The organism is Nevskia soli DSM 19509, assembly GCF_000711955.1.
Taxonomy (GTDB): domain Bacteria; phylum Pseudomonadota; class Gammaproteobacteria; order Nevskiales; family Nevskiaceae; genus Nevskia; species Nevskia soli.
Genome location: NZ_JONR01000001.1, coordinates 392,282 through 412,874 on the forward strand (window position 1 = coordinate 392,282; position 20,593 = coordinate 412,874).

Annotated in this window: 18 protein-coding genes; 9 read left to right on the forward strand and 9 right to left on the reverse strand. The window is 66.6% G+C overall.

Annotated features, from left to right (window positions below):
• Positions 1 to 6: 6 nt before the first annotated feature.
• Together BP26_RS0101815 and BP26_RS27230 are read left to right on the forward strand one after the other, a co-directional pair.
• Positions 7 to 771, forward strand: a complete 765-nt coding sequence (locus tag BP26_RS0101815) for a competence/damage-inducible protein A (protein ID WP_036515804.1) — start codon at positions 7 to 9, stop codon at positions 769 to 771.
• 177 nt (positions 772 to 948) lie between these two features.
• The gene (locus tag BP26_RS27230; RefSeq protein ID WP_157572306.1) at positions 949 to 2,334 is read left to right on the forward strand and encodes a GGDEF domain-containing protein; all 1,386 of its coding nucleotides are present in this window, start codon (positions 949 to 951) and stop codon (positions 2,332 to 2,334) included.
• A 99-nt stretch (positions 2,335 to 2,433) separates the two neighbouring features.
• Here BP26_RS27230 and BP26_RS0101825 read toward each other — a convergent pair whose 3' ends face one another.
• The 4 genes from BP26_RS0101825 to BP26_RS0101840 form a co-directional block, all read right to left on the reverse strand.
• Entirely contained in the window at positions 2,434 to 3,096 is a 663-nt protein-coding gene (locus tag BP26_RS0101825) for a ribonuclease T2 family protein (protein ID WP_169740623.1), read from the reverse strand.
• Positions 3,097 to 3,186: 90 nt separating this feature from the next.
• A complete protein-coding gene (locus BP26_RS0101830; protein WP_029918875.1) occupies positions 3,187 to 3,633 on the reverse strand; it encodes a hypothetical protein in 447 nt (148 codons plus the stop codon).
• Between the two features lie 16 nt (positions 3,634 to 3,649).
• Positions 3,650 to 6,019, reverse strand: a complete 2,370-nt coding sequence (ppsA, locus tag BP26_RS0101835) for a phosphoenolpyruvate synthase (RefSeq protein WP_029918876.1) — start codon at positions 6,017 to 6,019, stop codon at positions 3,650 to 3,652.
• Positions 6,020 to 6,156: 137 nt separating this feature from the next.
• Positions 6,157 to 6,486 (reverse strand): DMT family transporter, encoded by a 330-nt coding sequence (locus tag BP26_RS0101840; RefSeq protein ID WP_245611672.1) that lies wholly within the window; start codon positions 6,484 to 6,486, stop codon positions 6,157 to 6,159.
• A gap of 1 nt (position 6,487) precedes the next feature.
• Between BP26_RS0101840 and ppsR the strand changes: the two genes are divergently transcribed.
• The 3 genes from ppsR (at position 6,488) to BP26_RS0101855 (ending at position 9,064) form a co-directional block, all read left to right on the forward strand.
• Positions 6,488 to 7,303 carry a posphoenolpyruvate synthetase regulatory kinase/phosphorylase PpsR gene (ppsR, locus tag BP26_RS0101845; RefSeq protein ID WP_029918878.1) on the forward strand — a complete coding sequence of 272 codons (816 nt, stop codon included), beginning with the start codon at positions 6,488 to 6,490 and terminating at the stop codon, positions 7,301 to 7,303.
• A gap of 325 nt (positions 7,304 to 7,628) precedes the next feature.
• Positions 7,629 to 8,651, forward strand: coding sequence for an NAD(P)/FAD-dependent oxidoreductase (locus tag BP26_RS0101850; protein ID WP_051748045.1), 1,023 nt, complete (start codon positions 7,629 to 7,631; stop codon positions 8,649 to 8,651).
• Positions 8,652 to 8,758: 107 nt separating this feature from the next.
• Positions 8,759 to 9,064 carry a hypothetical protein gene (locus tag BP26_RS0101855; RefSeq protein WP_029918880.1) on the forward strand — a complete coding sequence of 102 codons (306 nt, stop codon included), beginning with the start codon at positions 8,759 to 8,761 and terminating at the stop codon, positions 9,062 to 9,064.
• Between the two features lie 101 nt (positions 9,065 to 9,165).
• On the opposite strand, the gene BP26_RS0101860 is transcribed toward BP26_RS0101855, so the two are convergent.
• Entirely contained in the window at positions 9,166 to 10,797 is a 1,632-nt protein-coding gene (locus tag BP26_RS0101860) for an alpha-D-glucose phosphate-specific phosphoglucomutase (RefSeq protein WP_029918881.1), read from the reverse strand.
• Between the two features lie 60 nt (positions 10,798 to 10,857).
• On the opposite strand from BP26_RS0101860, the gene BP26_RS0101865 reads away from it, so the two are divergent.
• Positions 10,858 to 11,355 (forward strand): DUF1249 domain-containing protein, encoded by a 498-nt coding sequence (locus tag BP26_RS0101865; protein ID WP_084182691.1) that lies wholly within the window; start codon positions 10,858 to 10,860, stop codon positions 11,353 to 11,355.
• A gap of 485 nt (positions 11,356 to 11,840) precedes the next feature.
• Here the strand turns inward: BP26_RS0101865 and BP26_RS0101870 are convergent, their stop codons facing one another.
• The 4 genes from BP26_RS0101870 to ettA all read right to left on the reverse strand — a co-directional run bounded on the left by BP26_RS0101870 (position 11,841) and on the right by ettA (position 17,721).
• Positions 11,841 to 13,526: a DUF885 domain-containing protein gene (locus BP26_RS0101870; RefSeq protein ID WP_245611673.1), complete on the reverse strand. Its 1,686-nt coding sequence runs from the start codon at positions 13,524 to 13,526 to the stop codon at positions 11,841 to 11,843.
• Between the two features lie 162 nt (positions 13,527 to 13,688).
• Positions 13,689 to 14,921, reverse strand: coding sequence for a magnesium transporter (locus BP26_RS0101875; RefSeq protein WP_051748047.1), 1,233 nt, complete (start codon positions 14,919 to 14,921; stop codon positions 13,689 to 13,691).
• Positions 14,922 to 15,094: 173 nt separating this feature from the next.
• Positions 15,095 to 15,859, reverse strand: a complete 765-nt coding sequence (locus tag BP26_RS0101880; protein WP_029918885.1) for an ATP-binding protein — start codon at positions 15,857 to 15,859, stop codon at positions 15,095 to 15,097.
• A 197-nt stretch (positions 15,860 to 16,056) separates the two neighbouring features.
• Positions 16,057 to 17,721, reverse strand: a complete 1,665-nt coding sequence (gene ettA / locus BP26_RS0101885) for an energy-dependent translational throttle protein EttA (protein ID WP_029918886.1) — start codon at positions 17,719 to 17,721, stop codon at positions 16,057 to 16,059.
• A 157-nt stretch (positions 17,722 to 17,878) separates the two neighbouring features.
• Between ettA and BP26_RS0101890 the strand changes: the two genes are divergently transcribed.
• Genes BP26_RS0101890 through thpR form a run of 3 tightly spaced genes read left to right on the forward strand, consistent with a single transcriptional unit; the run spans position 17,879 to position 20,559 of the window.
• Positions 17,879 to 19,120 carry a threonine ammonia-lyase gene (locus BP26_RS0101890; protein WP_029918887.1) on the forward strand — a complete coding sequence of 414 codons (1,242 nt, stop codon included), beginning with the start codon at positions 17,879 to 17,881 and terminating at the stop codon, positions 19,118 to 19,120.
• A gap of 18 nt (positions 19,121 to 19,138) precedes the next feature.
• On the forward strand, positions 19,139 to 19,858 hold the full coding sequence (locus tag BP26_RS0101895) for a thioredoxin domain-containing protein (RefSeq protein ID WP_157572308.1): 720 nt from the start codon (positions 19,139 to 19,141) through the stop codon (positions 19,856 to 19,858).
• Positions 19,855 to 20,559 (forward strand): RNA 2',3'-cyclic phosphodiesterase, encoded by a 705-nt coding sequence (gene thpR / locus BP26_RS27235; protein WP_051748051.1) that lies wholly within the window; start codon positions 19,855 to 19,857, stop codon positions 20,557 to 20,559. Before BP26_RS0101895 ends, thpR begins: the two co-directional genes overlap by 4 nt.
• Positions 20,560 to 20,593: the final 34 nt, after the last annotated feature.

A 20,593-nucleotide genomic window follows, 5' to 3' on the forward strand; every position in this document is an offset into this window, starting at 1 on the left:
CCGGCAATGCAGCAACTCGGCCTGCTGGTCATCGGCGACGAACTGCTTTCCGGCAAGCGGACCGACCGCCATATGCCCCACGTGATCGGGCTGCTTGCCGCGCGCGGCATCGCCCTGGCCTGGGCGCAGTTCCTGGGCGACGACGAGGCGCAGATCGCCGCCGCCATCGCCCAGGCGCGGGACCGCGGCGACGCGCTGCTGTCCTGCGGCGGCATCGGCGCCACCCCCGACGACTGCACCCGCCAGGCGGCGGCCCGCGCCTTCGGCGTGCCGCTGCTGCCGCACGCCGAGGGCATCGCCCTGATCGAGGCCGAGTACGGCGAGCGGGCGCTGCCCAACCGCGTGCTGATGGCACACTTCCCGCAGGGCGCCGCGCTCATTCCCAATCCCGTCAACCGCATCGCCGGCTTCTCCATCGGCGATTGCTACTTCGTGCCCGGCTTCCCCGAAATGGCCTGGCCGATGCTGCAATGGGTGCTGGACGGGCCCCTGCGCCGCCTGCACCGCGCCGATCCCCCGGTGGAGTTTTCCCTGCGCGCCTACGGGTCCAACAGCGAGGGCGACCTGCTCGAGCTGATGGAAGGCACCCTGCGTGAATTCCCCGCGGTGAAGCTATCCAGCCTGCCGTACCGCGGCGACGGCAGCCGCCCCCGCCACATCGAGTTCGGCATCAAGGGCCCCGCGCCCGACGCCAGCGCGGCCTTCCTCTGGTTCCGCCAGCGCCTGGCGCTGCGGCCGGACATGACCATCGAAGACCTGCGCGTCCCCTGAAACCGGCCTCAACCGGCCTGTGCCGGGCATTTACCGACGGACGGTCGCCATGACATCGTTGTCCGGCCACCGCCGAGGCGCTCCTGTGGCAAATCCCGGTTTCCGGTTCGACTCTTGCAGCGCTAAACTGCAGCCAACGGATGTGGTTGCCAGGGATGGGGAGGGATGGAGTTGCGCATGCGCTTGCCCAGGTTTGCCTTTACTTGCGCATTGTTCGCCCTGGGCGCGGGCGTGGCCTTGCTGTTGGCCTGGAAATTCGGCTGGACCTGGCTGATCCAGGTAGTGCCGCATCAGCCGGCCGAGGTGCCGCTGACCGGCCTGTGCCTGTGCCTCGCCGCTCTGACCCTGGCCGCCTGCACCGCCAACGCGGTCAACAAGCGGCCTCTGCCGCTGCGCGGCGGCCAGTTCCTCGCCATGATCCTCGCCGCCATCGGCGCCCTGGTGCTGGCCGAATACATCCTGGGCCTGGAAAGCGGCCTCGGCGACCTGCTCTACGCCCGCCAGATGCATGAAGTCGACATCGACTTCGACGGCCGGCCCTCGCCGCAGACCGCACTCACCTTCGTCCTCTTCGGCATCGCCGCCTGGCTCTACTTCGGCCGGCGCCGCGACCGTTTCGACCTGGCGGACGTCGCCGCCGCCGCCAGCCTGTTCCTGCCCGCCGCCGCCCTGCTCAGCTACCTGTTCGACCTCGACCGCCTGGGCCAGGCCCAGGCCGGCATCCGCTTCGGCATGCCGCCGCTGGCGGCGCTGAGCATGACCCTGCTCGCCGCCGGCCTGCAGAGCCTGCATCCCGGCCGTGGTCTGGCCAGCCTGCTCTCGGCCCAGCCCGACGGCGGTCTCGCCAGCCGGCGCATGCTGCTGGCCGCGGTGCTGGTGCCGGCGCTGTTCGGCTACCTCCAGGTGTGGGCCATCCGCCAGGGCATCATCGACCTGTCGCTCGGCGTGGCCATCACCGTCGCCGCCAGCGTCATGGTGTTCGTGGTGCTGCTGATCTGGAACGCCGAACTGATCATGCGCCTCTACGTCGAGCAGCGGCAGCAGCTGGCCCTGCGCGAGGAGCAGGCGCGCCGCGAGGCCGCCACCGATTCCCTGACGCTGCTCTACAACCGCCGCGGCTGGGAACAGTGCCTGCTGATCGAGGAGCAGCGCAGCCAGCGCGAAAACCTCGACGCCGGCATCTTCGTCATCGACCTGGACGGTCTCAAGGCGGTCAACGACCGCGAGGGCCACGCCAGCGGCGACGCCCTCCTGCAGCGCGCCGCCCAGGCCCTGCGCGGCTGCGTGCGCCGCCGCGACGTGGTGGCCCGCGTCGGCGGCGACGAATACGCCTTCCTCGCCACCGACATCGTGCCGGAGGTGGCGCCGATGGTGGAGGAGCGGCTGCGCCGGGCCTTGCAGGCCGTGGGCGTCTCCGCCTCCATCGGCCATGCCCTGCGCAGCGTGCATGGCAGCCTGCCCAGCGCTGCCGAAGTGGCGGATCGCGCCATGTACGAGGACAAGCGGGCGCGCAAGGTCGGGCGGGATGCCATCACGACTCTGCTGCCTTTCAGCGGCTCCTGATTTCGTTCCAGTTGAAGGCTCGATCGTTTTAAGCGCGAACCTTTCAAGCCCGTCATTCCGGCGAAAGCCGGAATCCAGGGGGCAGCGACGTACTTGCCGTCAGCGCACCGGCCGCAACACCGTACTACCCCCGCACTCATCACGCACATCGGACCCACAGGTCCGTGGACTCAGTTCACGCGTCAGGCACACCCGCACTTCCTGCAGGTAATGCCCCGAGCACTGCACCGCCAGGTCCGCTTCGCGCAGTCCCGGATTGGCACCCACGAAATCCCGCTTCAACTGCGCCGGATCAACCGTGAGGTAATGGTCGAGCGAACGGTAAGTCTCGGGAATGCGCACGCTGCGGTAAGCCCGCGTCACCGTGTCGAAATAGTCGTCGGCGCCCAGGCCACTGCAGGCGCCGTGGCTGCGCCACTCGTGGATGATCAGGCCGCGGCTGGGCATCAGCGGCAGCATCCGCGCGATGGTGTCGTCGCCGACCCGCTCGCGGCCGCCGCAATCTTGCGGATAGCCGCGCTCGTTCTGCGGCCACAGCCCGTGCGCGACGAAAGCGTAAGGGCGGCTGCACTGCAGCCCGTCGTCGCGGTGCGAGCCGGCGCAGTATTGCGGCGACCAGGACAGGCTGAGGAGGTAGTAGTCGAAGCGGCCGGACTGGTCGGCATGAGCCGTGGAAGTGGCCAGAGCCACCACGCCGAAGGCGAAAAGGCGTTTCGCCCCGAACCACAAAGACGCAAACGGAAAAAAACGAAACAGACTCAATTCCCCTCTCCCACCTGCGGGAGAGGGGCGGGGGAGCGGGAGCGCGCAGCGCGCAAGCACCAATCCGGAAAGACGAAGGCCATGGCCAGCCTACTCCGCGCCGGACTCGGGCAACTGGAACACCAGCTGTTTGTGTCCGCCACGTTTGAGCTCCACCGCCTGGGTCTTGCTCCACGACGCCGAACCGGCAGTGATGCGGTACTTGCCGGCCGGCAGGTCCACCAGCATGAAGGGACCGTCGGGTTTGATTTCCAGAATCGGCGCGCCATCGGCCTTGAGAATGGTCACCAGCTCGGGCGCGCTATAGGTTTCGTGCTGGTCGATGCGGGCGACAAAGGTCAGCGACAGCGGATACTTCGCCGCCGCCGCTCTGATCGCCTGTGACTCGTCCAGGCCGATACCGCCGCTCAGGTAACTGATGTCGCCCGAGTGCTGCAGCGGCGGCAGCGCACCGTCGTCGCCATGGGCGGCGAAGCCGAGCAGCAGGGCCGCCGCGGCGAGCCATGCGCCGCTTCGACCATGCCTGACCGGGTTCATCGCGCCCATCCCGGCATCAGGCCTTTTGCCCCGCCAGGAACAGCCAGGTCTCGACCACCGTGTCCGGGTTCAGGCTCATGCTCTCGATGCCCTCGTCCAGCAGCCAGCGCGCCAGGTCCGGATGATCGGAAGGGCCCTGCCCGCAGATGCCGACGTACTTGCCCTGGCGGCGGCAGGCGGAGATGGCCAGGTGCAGCATCTTCTTCACCGCCGGGTCGCGCTCGTCGAAGCCCGCGGCCACCGTGGCCGAGTCGCGATCGAGGCCCAGGGTCAGCTGGGTCATGTCGTTGGAGCCGATGGAGAAGCCGTCGAAGTACTCGAGGAATTCGTCGGCCAGGATGGCGTTGCTCGGCAGTTCGCACATCATGATCAGCTTGAGGTCGTTCTTGCCGCGCTCCAGGCCGTTTTCCTTGAGGATCTCGCAGACACGCCTGGCTTCGCTCAGGGTGCGCACGAACGGTATCATCACCTGCACGTTCTTCAGGCCCATCTCGTCGCGCACGTACTTCAGCGCCTTGCACTCGAGGTCGAAGCAGGGGCGGAAGGCCTCGGAGATGTAGCGCGAGGCGCCGCGGAAGCCCAGCATCGGGTTTTCCTCGTGCGGCTCGTAGCGGCTGCCGCCGACCAGGTTGGCGTATTCGTTCGACTTGAAATCCGACAGGCGCACGATCACCGGCTCCGGCGCGAACGCCGCCGCGATCATGCCGACGCCTTCGGCCAGGCGCATCCAGAAATAATCCAGCGCGCTGGGGTAGGCGGCGATCATCGGGTCGATGATGCGGCGCACGTCCGCCGGCTGCTTGTCCAGTTCCAGCAGCGCCTGCGGATGGATGCCGATCTGGCGGTTGACGATGAACTCCAGGCGCGCCAGGCCGACGCCGCGGTTGGGCAGGCTGGCGAAATCGAAGGCCTGCTCCGGCGTACCGACGTTCATGGTGATCTTCACCGGGATCTCCGGCATCTTGTCCAGCTCCACCTCGTCGACGGCGAAGTCGATGTGGCCGTCATAGACGAAGCCGGTATCGCCCTCGGCGCAGGACACCGTGACCTCGACCCCGTCGCGCAGGCGCTCGGTGGCGTCACCGGTGCCGACCACGGCGGGGATGCCCAGCTCGCGCGCGATGATCGCGGCGTGGCAGGTGCGGCCGCCGCGGTTGGTGACGATGGCGGAGGCGCGCTTCATCACCGGCTCCCAATCGGGATCGGTCATGTCGGTGACCAGCACGTCGCCGGGCTGTACCCGCGTCATCTGGTCCAGCGAGGTGAGGTTGCGCACCTTGCCGGCGCCGATCTTCTGGCCGATGGCGCGGCCTTCGGCCATCACCTTGCCGCGGCTCTTCAGCTTGTAGCGGCGCAAGGTGTTGCCGGAGGCGCGCGACTTCACCGTTTCCGGACGCGCCTGCAGGATGTAGATCTTGCCGTCGAGGCCGTCCTTGCCCCACTCGATGTCCATCGGACGGCCGTAGTGGGCCTCGATGGTCACGGCCTGGGTGGCGAGATCGGTGATGTCGGCGTCGTTGAGCGAGAACTGGCGGCGCTCGGCCTCGGCCACCGGCACGAACTCGACGGCCTTGCCGCCGCTGTTGGCGTAGACCATCTTCTTGGCCTTCTCGCCCAGGCCGCGCTTGATGATGGCGGGGCGCTTGGCCTTCAGGCCCGGCTTGTAGACGTAGAACTCGTCCGGATTCACCGCGCCCTGCACCACGGCCTCACCCAGGCCGTAGCTGGAGGTGATGAACACCGCGTCGCGGAAGCCGGACTCGGTGTCCATGGTGAACATCACGCCGCTGCTGCCGATGTCCGAGCGCACCATGCGCTGCACGCCGGCCGACAGCGCCACCTTGGAGTGGTCGAAGCCCTGGTGCACACGGTAGGCGATGGCGCGGTCGTTGAACAACGAGGCGAAGACTTCCTTCATCTTCTCCAGCACGTCCTCGATGCCGCGCACGTTGAGGAAGGTTTCCTGCTGGCCGGCGAAGGAGGCGTCGGGCAGATCCTCGGCGGTGGCGGAGGAGCGCACCGCCACCGAAATCTCGACGCCGGCCTCGTCCAGCAGCTGCTGGTAGGCGGCGCGGATCTCTTTTTCCAGCGCGGCGGGGAAGGGCGCCTTGACCACCGCCTCGCGGATCGCCTTGCCGGTCCTGGCCAGGGTCTGCACATCGTCGACGTCCAGCGCCGACAGCTGCGCGTTGATGCGGTCCGCCAGGCCCTCGTGGGCCAGGAACTCGCGGTAGGCCTCGGCCGTGGTGGCGAAGCCATCCGGCACGCTGACCCCGGCCTTGCTCAGGTGCTGGATCATCTCGCCCAGGGAGGAATTCTTGCCGCCGACGAGTTCGACGTCGTGCATGCCCAGCTGCTTGAACCAGAGTACGGTCGGGGTGCCCATGCTTATTTCATCCTTTGTGCCGCCGTCAGGCCACCGCGGGCGACGCGGCGGCGCTGCAACGGGTTGTTGCGGAATTGCCGAATGGGACTGGTTGATCATTATTTGACCGTACCGGCCAAACGTATGACCACCAGGCTCTACACTAGTTTAAGGCCGATGATGGAGATCAGCAGCATCGCCATGAATACCAGCCGGGCCGGGGTGGTCGGATCGCCGAACCAGACGATGCCGACGATTACCGTGCCGAGCACGCCGATGCCGGTCCAGATGGCGTAGGCGGTCCCCAGCGGGATACCCTTGATGGCCAGGTTCATCATGCTGAAGCTGGCCAGGGCGAAGAGGCAGAATGCCACCACATAGCCCGGCCGTTCCATCGAAAAGCCGTTGGACAGCTTCATCATCGTGGTAAAACCGATTTCGAATACGCCGGCGAGAAACAGGTACAACCAGGGCAACTGAGTCGTCATTATGAGTGTGCAGAGAACCGTATTTTTCGTGTCCGACGGCACCGGCATCACCGCCGAAACGCTGGGCGGTACGCTGCTGACGCAGTTCGAGGGAGTGGACTTCGCGAAGACCACCTTGCCGTTCATCAACACGCCGGAGAAGGCGCGGGTGACGGTGGACTATATCAATCACCTCGCCGCCACGGCCAGCGCGCGGCCGATCGTGTTCAGCACCACGGTCAACGAGGAGGTGCGCGCCATCCTGCGCGGCGCCCAGGTGCAGTTCCTGGACCTGTTCGACACCTACGTCCCGCCGATCGAGGCCGAACTGGGCCTGAAGTCCAGCCACGCCCAGGGCCGCGCCCACGGCATGGCCGACGCTGACCGCTACCATGCGCGCATCGACGCGATGAACTACGCCATGGAGCACGACGACGGCCAGAGCACCCGCGCCCTGGGCCGGGCCGACGTCATCCTGATCGCCCCCTCGCGCTGCGGCAAGACCCCGACCACGCTCTACCTGGCTCTGCAGCACGCCATTTTCGCCACCAACTTCCCGATTACCGAGGACGACCTGGAGCATCTGCGCCTGCCCAAGGCGCTGGAAGGCTTCGAATCCAAGCTGTTCGGCCTGTCCTCCGACCCGGAGCGCCTGTCCCAGGTGCGCAGCGAGCGCCGCCCGGGGTCCAAGTACGCTTCCCTGGCCCAGTGCGGCTACGAACTGCGCCAGGTGGAGCAGCTCTACCGTCGCCGCAACGTGCCCTTTGTCAATTCGGCCAATATGTCGATCGAGGAGATCGCCGCCACCGTGATCCAGGAAAAGGGACTGCGGCGGTAAGCACTCCGGTAACCTCGGTTGCGCAGGGATGTAATGGCCCCGTAAGAGAGGCCGCTTAGCCTCTCTTTCAAGGGACTACAGGCCCAGGGACGGGCACCCCCCGCTTCAATCTTGTTCCGCGGCGCGCAGCCGGATTCCGGCGCGACTACGCCCAACGGATGATCCCCGCTGCGTCACAAACGCTAGAATTGGGAGACTTGGTGGACGTCCTGTCCAAGAACCGGTCACGGTGTACATCCTGTACAAGATACCGGTCATCCATGACCGGACTTTTCAAACAAGCAACGGCTCTAGCGGGCAGAGCGATCAACTGGCATAGGAAATCATGATTCAGACTGATGTCGTCATCGTCGGCGCAGGTCCTTGCGGCCTGTTTCAGGTATTCGAGCTGGGCCTGCTGGATTTGCGCGCCCATGTCATCGATGCGCTGCCCATCATCGGCGGCCAGTGCGCCGAGTTGTATCCCGACAAGCCGATCTACGACATCCCCGGCTTCCCCACGGTCGGCGCCCTGGAACTGGTCGACCGCCTGGTGCAGCAGATCAAGCCGTTCTCGCCCACTTTCCACCTTGGCCAGCAGGTGCAGGAAGTGCGCAAGCTGGAAGACGGCAGCTTCCATCTCGTCACCTCCACCGGCACCGAGTTCAACACCAAGGCCGTGATCATCGCCGGCGGCGTCGGCGCGTTCCAGCCGGTGCTGCTGCGCCTGGAAGGCCTGGAGAAGTACGACGACAAGCAGCTGTTCTACCGCGTCAAGGACCCCAGCCTGCACCAGGGCAAGAAGGTGGTGGTCTGCGGCGGCGGCGACTCGGCCCTGGACTGGGCCCTGCAGATGGTCGGCAAGGCCAGCGAAGTGACCCTGATCCACCGCTCCGCCGCCTTCAAGGCGGCCCCGGCCTCGGTGTCGAAGTTCAAGGAACTGGTCGACGCCGGCAAGGCCAAGCTGCTGCTCGGCAGCGTGCTCGGCTACGGCGAGACCGAGGGCCGCCTGACCTCCATCAACGTCACCGGGATCGACCAGGTCAAGCACGTCCTGGAAGTCGACCACGTTCTGGCCTTCTACGGCCTCAGCCCCAAGCTGGGACCGATCGCCGAATGGGGCCTGACCCTCAACAAGCACCAGATCGAAGTCGATACCGAGAAATTCCAGACCTCCACCCCCGGCATCTACGCGGTGGGCGACATCAACTACTACCCCGGCAAGAAGAAGCTGATCCTGTCCGGCTTCCACGAGGGCGCCCTGGCCGCGTTCGCCATCAAGCACCAGCTCTTTCCCAACGAGAAGATCAACCTGCAATACACCACCACCAGCACCTCCATGCACAAGAAACTTGGGGTGCCGGACTAGTGTCTTAGGCGCGACGGGCTAAAAACCGCGCCAACAGCCGAATCTGCGGCATAATTCATGCGTCGGGTACTAAAGCCCGTCGCCACTGACCCATGGAGGGATGTCCGATGAAGCTGAACAACCGCATTGCCCTGACCCTTGTGTTGAGCGCCGCCTTGTTCTCCGCATCGGCGCTCGCCCAGGATGCCGGCGCCACGCCCGCAGCCGATGCCCCGGCCGCCCACGCCCACAAGCACATGAAAAAGGCCGGCAAGGCCTCGGCCCACGGCGCCAGCTACGAAAGCTGCCTCAAGCAGAAACTGGCCGTGGCCGAATACTTCTGCAGCATCCATCCCGATGCCTGCCAGGCCGAGAAGGATGGCGCCGCCACCCAGTGCCGCAGCGAAGCCCGCGGCGAGCGGCAGAAGGGGTAAAAAGGCAGTGGCTAGTGATTAGTGGTTAGTGACTAGTCAAACGGCTGCTGCGCCGGGCGGGGCTTTTACTAGCCACTGATCACTAGCCACTAACCACTGCTTTATGTAATCACATTCGGCGCCTTGCGCCCGGTCAGCTCGCCGATCCGCACGATCTGCTCCGCCGCATTGGCCAGTGGCGCCACCGCGCTGTCCGTCTCCCAGCCCAGCGCCGTCTCCAGCTTCTCGTAGCGCTCCAGGTAGAGCCGCAGGGTGGCGCCCTCGGTGCCGGTGCCGGACAGGCGCAGCACGATGCGCGCCGCGTCCCCGAACACCACGCGCAGGCCCTGGTGCACGGCGATGCTGCCGTCCACCGGGTCGTGGTAGCTGAATTCGTCCGCCTGGGTCACCGTCCAGTCGCCATAGGTCTTGCCCGGCAGGTGCGCGTTGGCGTCGGCCAGGGCCTGGGTCACGCTGGCGGCGGTGGCGGTGGACAGATTCTCGTAGTCGTGGCGGGCGAAGTAATGACGGCCGAAGCGGCGCCAGTGCTGCTCGGCGATCTCCCGCACCGACAGCCCGGTGACCGCCAGCACATTGATCCAGGCCAGCACCGCCCACAACCCGTCCTTCTCGCGCGCATGCGAGGAGGAGGTGCCGAAGCTCTCCTCGCCGCACAGGGTCAGGCGGCCGGCGTCGAACAGGTTGGCGAAGAATTTCCAGCCGGTGGGCGTCTCGTGGAATTCCACCTTCAGCGCCTTGGCCACCTGGTCCACCGCCCGGCAGGTCGGCATCGAGCGGGCCAGGCCCTTGAGGCCGCCGCGATAGCCCGGCAGCTTGTCCAGGTGCGCCGCCAGCATGGCCAGGGAGTCCCCCGGCGAGATGAAGATGCCGCGGCCCAGGATCATGTTGCGGTCGCCGTCACCGTCGCTGGCGGCCGCCAGGTCGGGCGAGGCCGGGCTGTGGACCAGGTCGACGAGGTGCTTGGCGTAGATCAGGTTGGGGTCGGGGTGGCCGCCGCCGAAATCCTCCAGCGGGGTGGCGTTCATCACCGCATTCGTCGCCGCGCCGAGCTGCTCCACCAGGATGCGCTGGGCGTAGGGGCCGGTCACCGCGTGCATGGCGTCGAAGCGCAGCGTGCCGCCCTTCTTGATCCACTCGCGGATGCGGTCGAAGTCGAACAGGCTCTGCATCAGGGCCGAGTAGTCCTCGACGCAGTCCACCACCTCGATTTCCATCTCCTCCAGCTTCTGCAGCCCGCGCCGGTCGAGGTCGAGATTGGCGCCCTCGGCCACCCGGTAGCGCTGGATGGTCTTGCTGTGCTCGTAGATGCGGGTGGTCAGCCCCTCCGGGGCCTGGCCGCCGCCGGCGACGTTGAACTTGATGCCGAAGTCCCCGTCCGGCCCGGCCGGGTTGTGGCTGGCCGTGAACAGGAAGCCGCCGCCGGCCTTGCGCAGGCGGATCAGGTGCGAGGCGGCCGGGGTGGAAAGCAGCCCGCCCTGGCCGACCACCACCTTGGCCACGCCGTTGGCCGCGGCCATGGCGATGGCGGTGAAAATCGCCTCACGGTTGTAATAACGGCCGTCGCCCCCAATGATCAGGGTCTTGCCGCGCAGACTGGTCTCGACGTCGAAAATGGACTGTAAAAAATTTTCGAGATAATGCGGCTGCTGGAACACGGCAACCTTCTTGCGTAATCCAGCAGTGCCGGATTTCTGGTCGTTATAGGGCTTGGTCTGTAGTTCGCGGATTGGCATGCTTCTTCTCTTGGGCGCGCATATTTGTCGCGCGTTGAAACCGTATCTTATAGTCCGAACATGCAACTCGATACGACATTCGCAGATCGCTGTCCCTGCTGCGGCAAGCCGCGGCGGATCGCACATCTGCTGGACCTTTACGAGCGCAACTACCAGCTGCTCGAACGCCTGGTTCCGGAACTGGAACTGCCGTTCGAGCGCGCGGTGTCGCGCAGCGCCACCGATCTCCCCTTGATCCTGACCATGGTGGAGCGGGCGCCGTATACCTCAGAGCTGCGGCTGACCTACGAGTTCAATACGCCGGAGGGGAAGCGGCTGGAGCCGGATATGTGGGTCAAGGTCTACCGCGACGCCCGCGTGGCCGAGGCCCTGCATTGCGGCAAGCGGCTGCCGTGGCTGGCGGTTGACGAGACGGATCCGGAGGTGGGGAAGTTCCTGCATGACCAGTGGGCGCGCAACCACATGCTGTCCCGCTGGCTCGAATACCTGCTCGAACACGGCCATGGCTTTTCAGTTGCCGCGCGCCCGCGCACCAAGCCTGCGAATCTGCAGCAGTAGAGTTGTAGCCGAAACCCGGGGCAGCCGCCCCGTTCGCATCCGCGCTGCTCCCCCTCTCCCTACGAAGTGGGGAGAGGGCTGGGGTGAGGGGCGCTTTTCTATTTGAATTGCACCACCCTCCGTTCGCCCCGAGTGCCCGCGAAGCGGGTGTATCGAGGGGCCAGGCACACACTCGCCGCCATCGTCATCCCCGCGAAGGCGGGGATCCAGTTTTGACATCCTCACCGCACGGACAAACCACGGTAAATACACGTCGCTCGCCGCATGCGTGCCAACAAAAAACCTTGGCACGCATGGCACGCATGGTGTTTTTCAGATCCTGAACTTACAACAGCCAAACGCGAGCTCGCAATGGCCATCCCTGGCGAGACCTCGCCAGATTTCCTAACCCCGCCCGGCCATCAATGGCCGGGCGTTCGGTGCCACGCGAATGACATTGAGTCATTCGCGCAGCCCCTCACCATGGTGTTTTTCGGCCCTGAAACCTAAAACAGCCCGCCCTTGTCCTTCGGCAGCATCTGCTCCCGCACCAGCGGAATCGGCGGGCCGCCATACGACAGGAACTGGTCATGGAAGTCATGCCAGCCGGCCCGGCCGCCGTGGCTGGCGGTCCAGTCGCCGCGCAGTTTGCGGATCATCAGCTTGCCCAGGGTGTAGTTGAGGTAGGCCGGGTCGTAGGTGCCGCGGGCGGCTTGCTGGCGGGCGTTGCCGGCGTCCTGGTAGGCCTGTTCGCGGAACATGGTTTCGCAGGTCTGCACGGTCATGCCCTTCGTGTGCATGCCGATGGCGCAGAGGAAGCGCACGTCGCGCAGCAGGGCTTCGGAGAGCTGGCCGACGTGGACATCGGGGGCGCCGTCGCCGAGGCCGGCTTCCCACATCATTTCCTCGGTGTAGTGGGCCCAGCCTTCGGCGTAGGCGTAGCCGACGAAGATCTGGCCGAACTGGAACGGCGAGCGGTTGGCGTGCAGGAACTGCAGGAAGTGGCCGGGCCAGACTTCGTGCGCCGAGGTGAACAGCAGTACCGATTTGCCCGGCACGTAGGCGTCCTGCTCTGCCTTGGGCCAGGCCGGGTCGGGCGGGGCGATGTAGTAGGTCGAGGGCATGCCCTTGTCGTAGGGGCCGGCGATGTTGATGTAGGCGAAGTTCCAGCGCTGGTAGGCCGGTGCTTCGTTGACCAGGGCTTTTTCCTCGCTGGGGATGGTGACGAGGTTCTTGTCGAGGATGAACTGGCGCAACTGGTCGAGCTGGGCCCGCGCGCCTTCCACAGCGCCGCCCTGCGGCTTGTCGGCTTCCACCTTGGCGACGCAGGCCTCGATGCCGCCGCCGGGCAGCAATTCGGCGCAGGCTTCCTTCAGCGCCGCCAGGTTGCGCGCCAGGTCGGCCTTGCCGACCTTTTCCAGCTCGGCCAGCGGCGTGCGCACGCGCTCGGTGCGCCACAGCATGTCGGCGAACAGCTTCGGGCCGAGGGCGAAGTTGTCGGTGGCCTTGGGCTGCTCGCCCTGGAGCCAGTCGGCGACGCCGAGCATCGCTTGCGCGGCGGGTTCGATGGCGGCCTTCAGATTGGCCTGCAAGGCCTGGTCGCTGACCCCGGCGAAAGCCTGCGGCGCATCGTTGCGGAAGAAGTCGGCGTAGCCGGAAAAGGCGGCGATGCTGCGCGCGACATAGGTCTTCGGCAGCGGCGTCTTCAGGTTGGCGCGGATCTGCGCGGCCGCGGTGGGAATGGCCTTCAGGTAATTGGTGAACGCCTTCATCCGCGTCTCGAGCGGCGCGTAGGGCCGCTCGAAATAGACGCTGGGATCGAAGCTGCCGTCGAGATAGTAGGACGGGTTGTGGAACGGCTCCTGCGCCTCGTCGCGCCAGAACAGTTCGCCGTCGATGCGCGCCAGCAGGTATTCCCGCTCGAAGCGCTGCTGCGGTGACAGCGAAGCCTGCTTGAACGCTTGCGCCTGCTTCTGTTCGGCCTTCAGCCAGGCGACTTCCTTGCCGATACCGGCGGCGCTCCAGTCCGGCAGCTTGCCGTCGAATTCATGCCGCCCGGCCTGCACGGCGGAAGCCGGCTCGAGCTGGAAATAGCCTTCCTGGTAGCTGTCGAGGAACCCGGCCCACTTCGGATCGGCTGCTGCGGTGTCGGCGGCGAGCGCCGGCGTCGCGGCGGCGAGCAATGCTAGCACCGAGCAACCGGCAAGCAGCTGCCTGCTTGTCTTGCGAGGAATCATGGTCACACCCCTTTTTTGGCTGCGGACGAACCGGGCCATGCGCTGGCCCATGAGGGACGCCGCTTTGTAGTCACAGCATACAACGCTGCCGTTGCCGCGAATCGGCCTGCAACAGTTTTAGATCAGGATGATGGTAGCCAGGCCCAGGAACAGGCTGATACCGACGATATCGGTGGTGGTGGTCAGGAAGATGCTCGACGCCGTCGCAGGGTCGGCGCCGAAGCGGCGCAGGATCGAAGGCACCGCCACGCCGGCGATGCCGCCGGTGAGGCAGGCACCGGTCATCGCCATCATCACCACCAGGCCGGCCCGCCAGGGATGCACGGCGTGCTCGCTGACCGCATAGAAATACATCACCGCCCCGGCGACCAGGCCGATGATGGCGCCGTTGAGCGCGCCGAGCAGCAATTCCTTGCGCAGCAGCCGCCCGGCCACGTCGCGCTTGTATTCGTCCAGGGCGATGCCGCGCAGCGTCACCGCCAGGGTCTGGCAACCGGTGTTGCCGGCCACGCTGGAAAGGATCGGCAGGAAGGCGGTGAGGATCACCAGCTGGCTCAGCGTGGTACTGAACAGGCTGACGATGAAGCCGACCACCAGGCCGGTGAGCAAATTGACCTGCAGCCAGGGGTGGCGCAGCTTGAGGCTGCGCGGCCAGGGCGACAGCAAGCGCTCCTCGCTGCCCACACCGACCATCAAGCCGCTCTGCGCGCTGATCTCGTAGGCGCGCGCCTCGAACAGCGCAGCGCCGGCCACCGTGCCGAGCAGGGCGCCCTGCTCGTCGCACACCGGGTACAGCGGATAATGGCGGCGCGCGGTTTCATGCATCGCGTCCTCCACCGTCATCTGCGGCGTCAGGGAAAACGGCTGCGCCAGCATGACGTCCTCGACCCGGGCTTCCGGCGTGGCCAGCAGCAGGTCGCGCATCGTCACCAATCCACGCAGCCGGTTCTCTTCATCGACCACATAGGCGTAGATCACCAGCACATGGCGGTCCGCGAGCGTACGGACCTTGTCCACGATCTGCGCCACGTTCACGCCCAGCGGGAACACCGCTTCCGGCGGCATCATCAGGGCGCCGACGCTGTCCTCGTGGTGGTGCTGCGCCGTTTCATCCGGTGCCTGCAACCGCCCGTCGATGGCGCACAGGATCGCGCGATGCGTTTCGGAATAGCGTTCCAGCAGGGCCTTGCGCGTATGCGGATCGAGCTCACCCAGTACCGCCGCCACCAGCGCGTCGGGTTTGCCCTGCAGCAGCATGAAGGCATCGGAAGGTGCGCGCTGACGCACCGACCGGGTGAGCATGCGCACTTCGTCTTGCCGCGGTGATGCGGGAGTCTTCGGCTGCGACATCGGGCTGCCTCGTTCGGAACGGCGTTCCGCCCGATCTTACCGGCCGCAGACAGCCAGCGGCAAAGCCCGGGTGCGCCGCAGCGCACACTTGCCCGCGGGAAATTTCATGGCGGGAAAAGGGCGGTTTGGGCGTATCCCGCGCCGCGGCGCCACGCCGGATTTCCCGGAGGCAGTCAGCTTCCGGCCTGTCCCGCCCAGGATCTGGCGAACTGGTGCGCCACGCGGCCCGAACGCGAAGCGCGCGCGAGGGCCCAGCGCAGCGAGGCCTTTTCGGTTGCCTCGTCCCAGGCGGTATGGCCCAGTCGCTTGAGGTGCAGGCGCACCAGTTCCAGGTACATCTCCTGGTTGAACGGCGGAAACGACAGCCACAGGCCGAAGCGTTCCGACAGTGCGATCTTGTCCTCGGACGATTCGCCCGGATGCAGTTCGCCGTCGACGAACTTGAACTCCTCGTTCTCGCTGCGGAATTCCGGCATCAGGTGGCGGCGGTTGCTGGTGGCGTAGATCAGCACATTGTCCGGCGGTTCCTCGATGCCGCCGTCGAGCGCGGCCTTCAGCGCCGCCAGGGCGGGATCGTTCTGCGCCACGGAGAAATCGTCGACGTAGAGCACGAAGCGCTCGGCACGCTCGCGCAGCGGCGCCACCACGTCGGGCAGGTCGGTGAGGTCGTGCGGATGCACTTCCACCAGGCGCAGCCCCTGGCCGCTGAATTCGCCGAGCAGGGCTTTCACCAGCGAGGACTTGCCGGTGCCGCGGCTGCCGGTGAGCAGGGCGTGGTTGGCGGGGCGGCCGGTGACGAATTGGCGTGTATTCGCCAGCAACTCGGTCTTCTGCCGCTCGATGCCGAGCAACTCGTCGAGGCGCCCGTGGGACGGGAAGGTGATCGGTTGGAGGGAACCGTTGCGCCAGCGGTAGGCGAGGGCTTGATCGGCAGCCATGTCCAGCTTTTCTCCTGCGAACGAGAACCAGCGCACAGTTTGCGCCCTGAAATCTTCCAACACCCCTCAGCCGGGGGATACCGCCGCGTAGCCGTCCCGCCCTACTGTGATCCCAGGGGCGGAAAGCGTCCGCGAATGATTCATCGGACGCCAGAGTTGGCGCGGCACCGCAAGGCGCCGCGCTTTTTTTATGTTTGTTAAGCCAATTTTTTATGCCGCGAGCGGCGGTTGACGCCGGGCTCGGAGCCGGTGCGGCGGCGGAAATCGTCTTCGTACTCGCGGTAATTGCCTTCCAGGTACACCACTTCACCGCTGTCCTCGAAGGCCAGGATGTGGGTGGCGACGCGGTCGAGGAACCAGCGGTCATGCGAGATGATCATGGCGCAGCCGGCGAAGCCCAGCACCGCTTCTTCCAGCGCGCGCAGGGTTTCCACGTCGAGGTCGTTGGTCGGTTCGTCGAGCAGCAGCACGTTGCCGCCGGCCAGCAGCAGCTTGGCCAGATGCAGACGATTGCGCTCGCCGCCGGAGAGATCCTTGATGCGCTTCTGCTGCGACTCGCCCTTGAAGTTGAAGCGGCCGATGTAGGCGCGCGAGGGCATTTCGAAGCTGCCGGCGCGGATCATGTCGTTGCCGCCGCTGATTTCCTGGAACACGGTCTTGTCGCCGTCCAGCGAATCGCGCGACTGGTCGACGTGGGCGAACTTCACCGTCTCGCCGACGCGGATGGTGCCGGAATCCGCCTGTTCCTGGCCCAGCAGCATGCGGAACAGGGTGGTCTTGCCGCGGCCGTTGGCGCCGATGATGCCGACCACGGCGCCGCGCGGCACCTTGAAGGTCAGGCCTTCATACAGCGTGCGGTCGCCGTAGGACTTCTTGACGTCGTTGACCTCGATCACCAGGTCGCCCAGGCGCGGGCCGGGCGGGATGTACAGTTCCCGCGTCTCGGCGCGCTTCTGGAATTCCTGCGAAGCCAGTTCCTCGTAGGCCTGCACGCGCGCCTTGGACTTGGTCTGGCGGCCCTTGGGGTTCTTGCGCACCCACTCCAGCTCTTCCTTCATCGCCTTGCTGTGGGCGTCCTCGGTCTTCTGCTCCTGCTCGTGGCGCCTGTCCTTCTGCTCAAGCCAGGAGGAGTAGTTGCCCTGCCAGGGAATGCCGTAGCCGCGGTCCAGCTCCAGGATCCAGCCGGCGACATTGTCGAGGAAGTAGCGGTCATGGGTGACGGCGATGATGGTGCCGGGGAAGTCGTTGAGGAACTTCTCCAGCCAGGCCACCGATTCGGCGTCCAGATGGTTGGTCGGCTCGTCCAGCAGGATCATGTCCGGCTTGGACAGCAGCAGGCGGCACAGCGCCACGCGGCGGCGCTCGCCGCCGGACAGCTTGGTGACGTCGGCGTCCCAGGGCGGCAGGTTGAGCGCCTCGGCGGCCTTGTCCAGGATCACGTCGAGGTTGTGGCCGTCGCTGGCGGCGAGGATGCCTTCCAGCTCCTGCTGGCGCGCCGAGAGCTTGTCGAAATCGGCGTCCGGCTCGGCGTAGGCGGCGTAGACCTTGTCCAGCTCGGCCTGGGCGTTGGTGATGTCGGAAACGGCTTCCTCGACGTTGCCGCGCACGGTCTTGGTCGGGTCGAGCTGCGGCTCCTGCTGCAGGTAGCCGATCTTCAGGCCGGGCATCGGCCGGGCTTCGCCGCTGAATTCCTTGTCGACGCCGGCCATGATGCGCAGCAGGGTGGATTTGCCCGCGCCGTTGTAGCCGAGTACGCCGATCTTGGCGCCGGGAAAGAAGGAGAGCGAGATATCCCGCAGGATCTCTTTCTTCGGCGGGACGGTCTTCCCGACCTTGTTCATGGTGTAGACGTACTGGCTCATGGCTTCTGGCGCACTAAAAGGTGTCGAATTGGAGGTGCCGTCGCGGTAACGCAGGCGGCCGGGGGCGAATTGTAGCGGAGCCGGCAGGGGTGGGCGCAGGCACACGCCCCAAACCGTATAAGCGATACTAGTGCCAATCCTGCATTTCTCAATATCCATGACCGAATTGGCCATCACAGCGGACGATGTCCGCGATGCCGCCCGCCTGATCGAGGGACAGGTGCTGCGCACTCCTTGTACCCCCTCCAAGGTGCTGTCCAAGCTCACCGGGGCCGAAATCTGGCTCAAATTCGAAAACTTCCAGTTCACCGCCTCGTTCAAGGAGCGCGGCGCGGTCAACAAGCTGGCGCGGCTGTCCGAGGCCGAGCGGCGGGCCGGCGTGGCGGCGATGTCGGCCGGCAACCATGCCCAGGCGGTGGCCTACCACGCCACCCGGCTCGGCATCCGCAGCGTCATCGTCATGCCGAAGAACACGCCCTTCACCAAGGTGCGCAATACCCGCGACCTGGGCGGCGAAGTGATCCTGCACGGCGAGACCCTGGCGGATTCCTTCGATTTCCTGCTGCGCGAGCTGATCGAGGGCAAGGGCATGACCCTGGTGCACCCCTATGACGACAAGCACGTCATGGCCGGGCAGGGCACGGTGGCGGTGGAAATGCTCGAGGAGGTGCCGGAGCTGGATACCCTGCTCATCCCCATCGGCGGCGGCGGCCTGTTTTCCGGCAATGCGGTGGCGGCGCACGCCATGCGCCCGGACCTGCGCATCGTCGGCGTTGAATCGGCCGGCTACTGCTCGGCCTATGCCGCCATCCAGGGCGACCACAGCCTGGTGCGCGGCGGCCCGACCATCGCCGAGGGCATCGCGGTCAAGGGCATGGGCAAGCTGACCCTGCCGGTGATCCGCGCCCATGCGCATGAGCTGGTGCGGGTAGAGGAGTCGGCCATCGAGCGTGCCGTGGGCCTGCTCGCCAACGTCGAAAAGGTGGTGGCGGAAGGCGCCGGCGCCGCGGGCCTGGCGGCCCTGCTGGCCGATCCGGCCAAGTACGCCGGGCGCAAGGTCGGCCTGATCGTCACCGGCGGCAACATCGATCCGCGCCTGCTGGCCTCGGTGCTGCTGCGCCAGCTGGTGCATGAATCACGGCTGGTCAGCCTGTCGATCGAGATCGAGGACAGCCCGGGCTTCCTGGCGCGGGTGGCCGGCAGCGTCGGCCAGAGCGGCGGCAACATCGTACAGGTGCACCATGAGCGCCTGTCCGCCGGCCGGCATGCCAAGAGCGCGACCCTGGAAATGCTGATCGAGGCGCAGGACGAGGCCCATTCCAACCAGATCATCGCCGACCTGCAGGGGGCGGGGTACGTGGTGCGCCGGGTTTACGGCGGTTACGGCGAATTCGAATAGAGGGTGAGGGAAGCTTTGGTGGATGTCCGGCTTTTTGCGTTGCGTGTGCTGTACTCGGCGCCCAACTGGGCGCTGATGTCGCGCCTGCTGCTGTTCGTCGCGGTGTTCCTGGCGGTGCAGCAGTTGATGCTGTGGCGGAGCAGGGACCTGACGCCCGAGCAGGCGGCGGCTCGTACCCACGGCCGCTGGGCGCTTGGGGCGGTGCTGGCCGCCTGGGGTGTACTGACCGTGGTCGGCTACCAGGGCGCGGCCACGCGCCATGGTCACTTCGCAGCCGCGCAGTCCGCCCCGGTGCGGGTGACCTATGGCGATCCGGCGCATGCGCCGGTGATCCAGGTCTTCACCGCGCCCGGCTGCGGGCCCTGCAAGTCGCTGGAAGGGCGCCTCAAGGCGGTCATCGCCCAGGGTTATGCGGTGCAGTACATCCCGAGTTCGCTCGGCGACAACGACTGGGACGCGATCAACGCGGCGATGTGCGAGCCGGACCGCAGGGCCGGCTTCGAGCGCCTGTTCGGCATGGGGTTCACGGTGCCGGCCGCGCCGGCGCCTTTGTGCATCAGCGGCGTGACCGACAACGAAGCGGTGCTGCGCAAGCTCGCCGGACAGCTGGTATTCCCCACGGTGATCATGCCGGACGGTTTCCTGGTGATCGGCGCGCCCTCGGACGCCCGGCTGCGCAGCTACCTGGGGGCCGCCGCGCCGTTGCCGGCGGCCAAGGCGGGAGGGCAGGCGCTTTGAGCAAGGGTGGTTCGCAACTGACGCTGTTCCCCGAGCCGATTACCGGGGCGCGGCGCTCGCGCGTGGCGCGCACGCGCATGTTCTTCGCGCTGTGGCCGGACGAGAGCGTGCGCCTGGCGCTGGCGCGGGCGGCCATGGTGATTCCGCCGGGCGATGCGGCGCGTGCCTCCTGGGTGCGCACCGAGCGCTATCACCTGACGCTGGCCTTCCTCGGCGAGATCGAGCCGCGCCAGGCCGAGGCGGCCGAGCGGGCGGCTTCGGAAATCCGGGTGCGGCCGTTCCGGCTGCAGCTCGACACGGTGGGCCACTTCGAGGGACCCAACGTGGTGTGGATCGGGCCGCAGAGCTTGCCGGCGGAGCTGACCCAGCTCAAGGCCGAGCTGGACCGCGAGCTGCTGCGTTTCGGCCTGCCGGTGGTGGCCGGAAAATTCACTCCGCACGTCACCTGCATGCGCGGCGTGCGCGAGGCGCCGGACGCGCCGCCGGTGCGCATCGACTGGCCGGTGAGGGAGTTCGTGCTGGTGAAGAGCGTGCTCAAGCCGGGCATGTCGCGCTACAAGATCGTGCAGCGCTGGCCGCTGCGGCTGGATCACGGCAAGCTGGCGCTTGAATTTCCCGAGCCGGAAGTTCCGGAGCCGCAGGCCCAGGAACCGGAGGCGTCTCAACCGGACGCTCCAGAACCTGAAAGGGATTCCGGCTAGGTAGCCCGGAAAGCGCGTAGCGCTACCCGGGAGA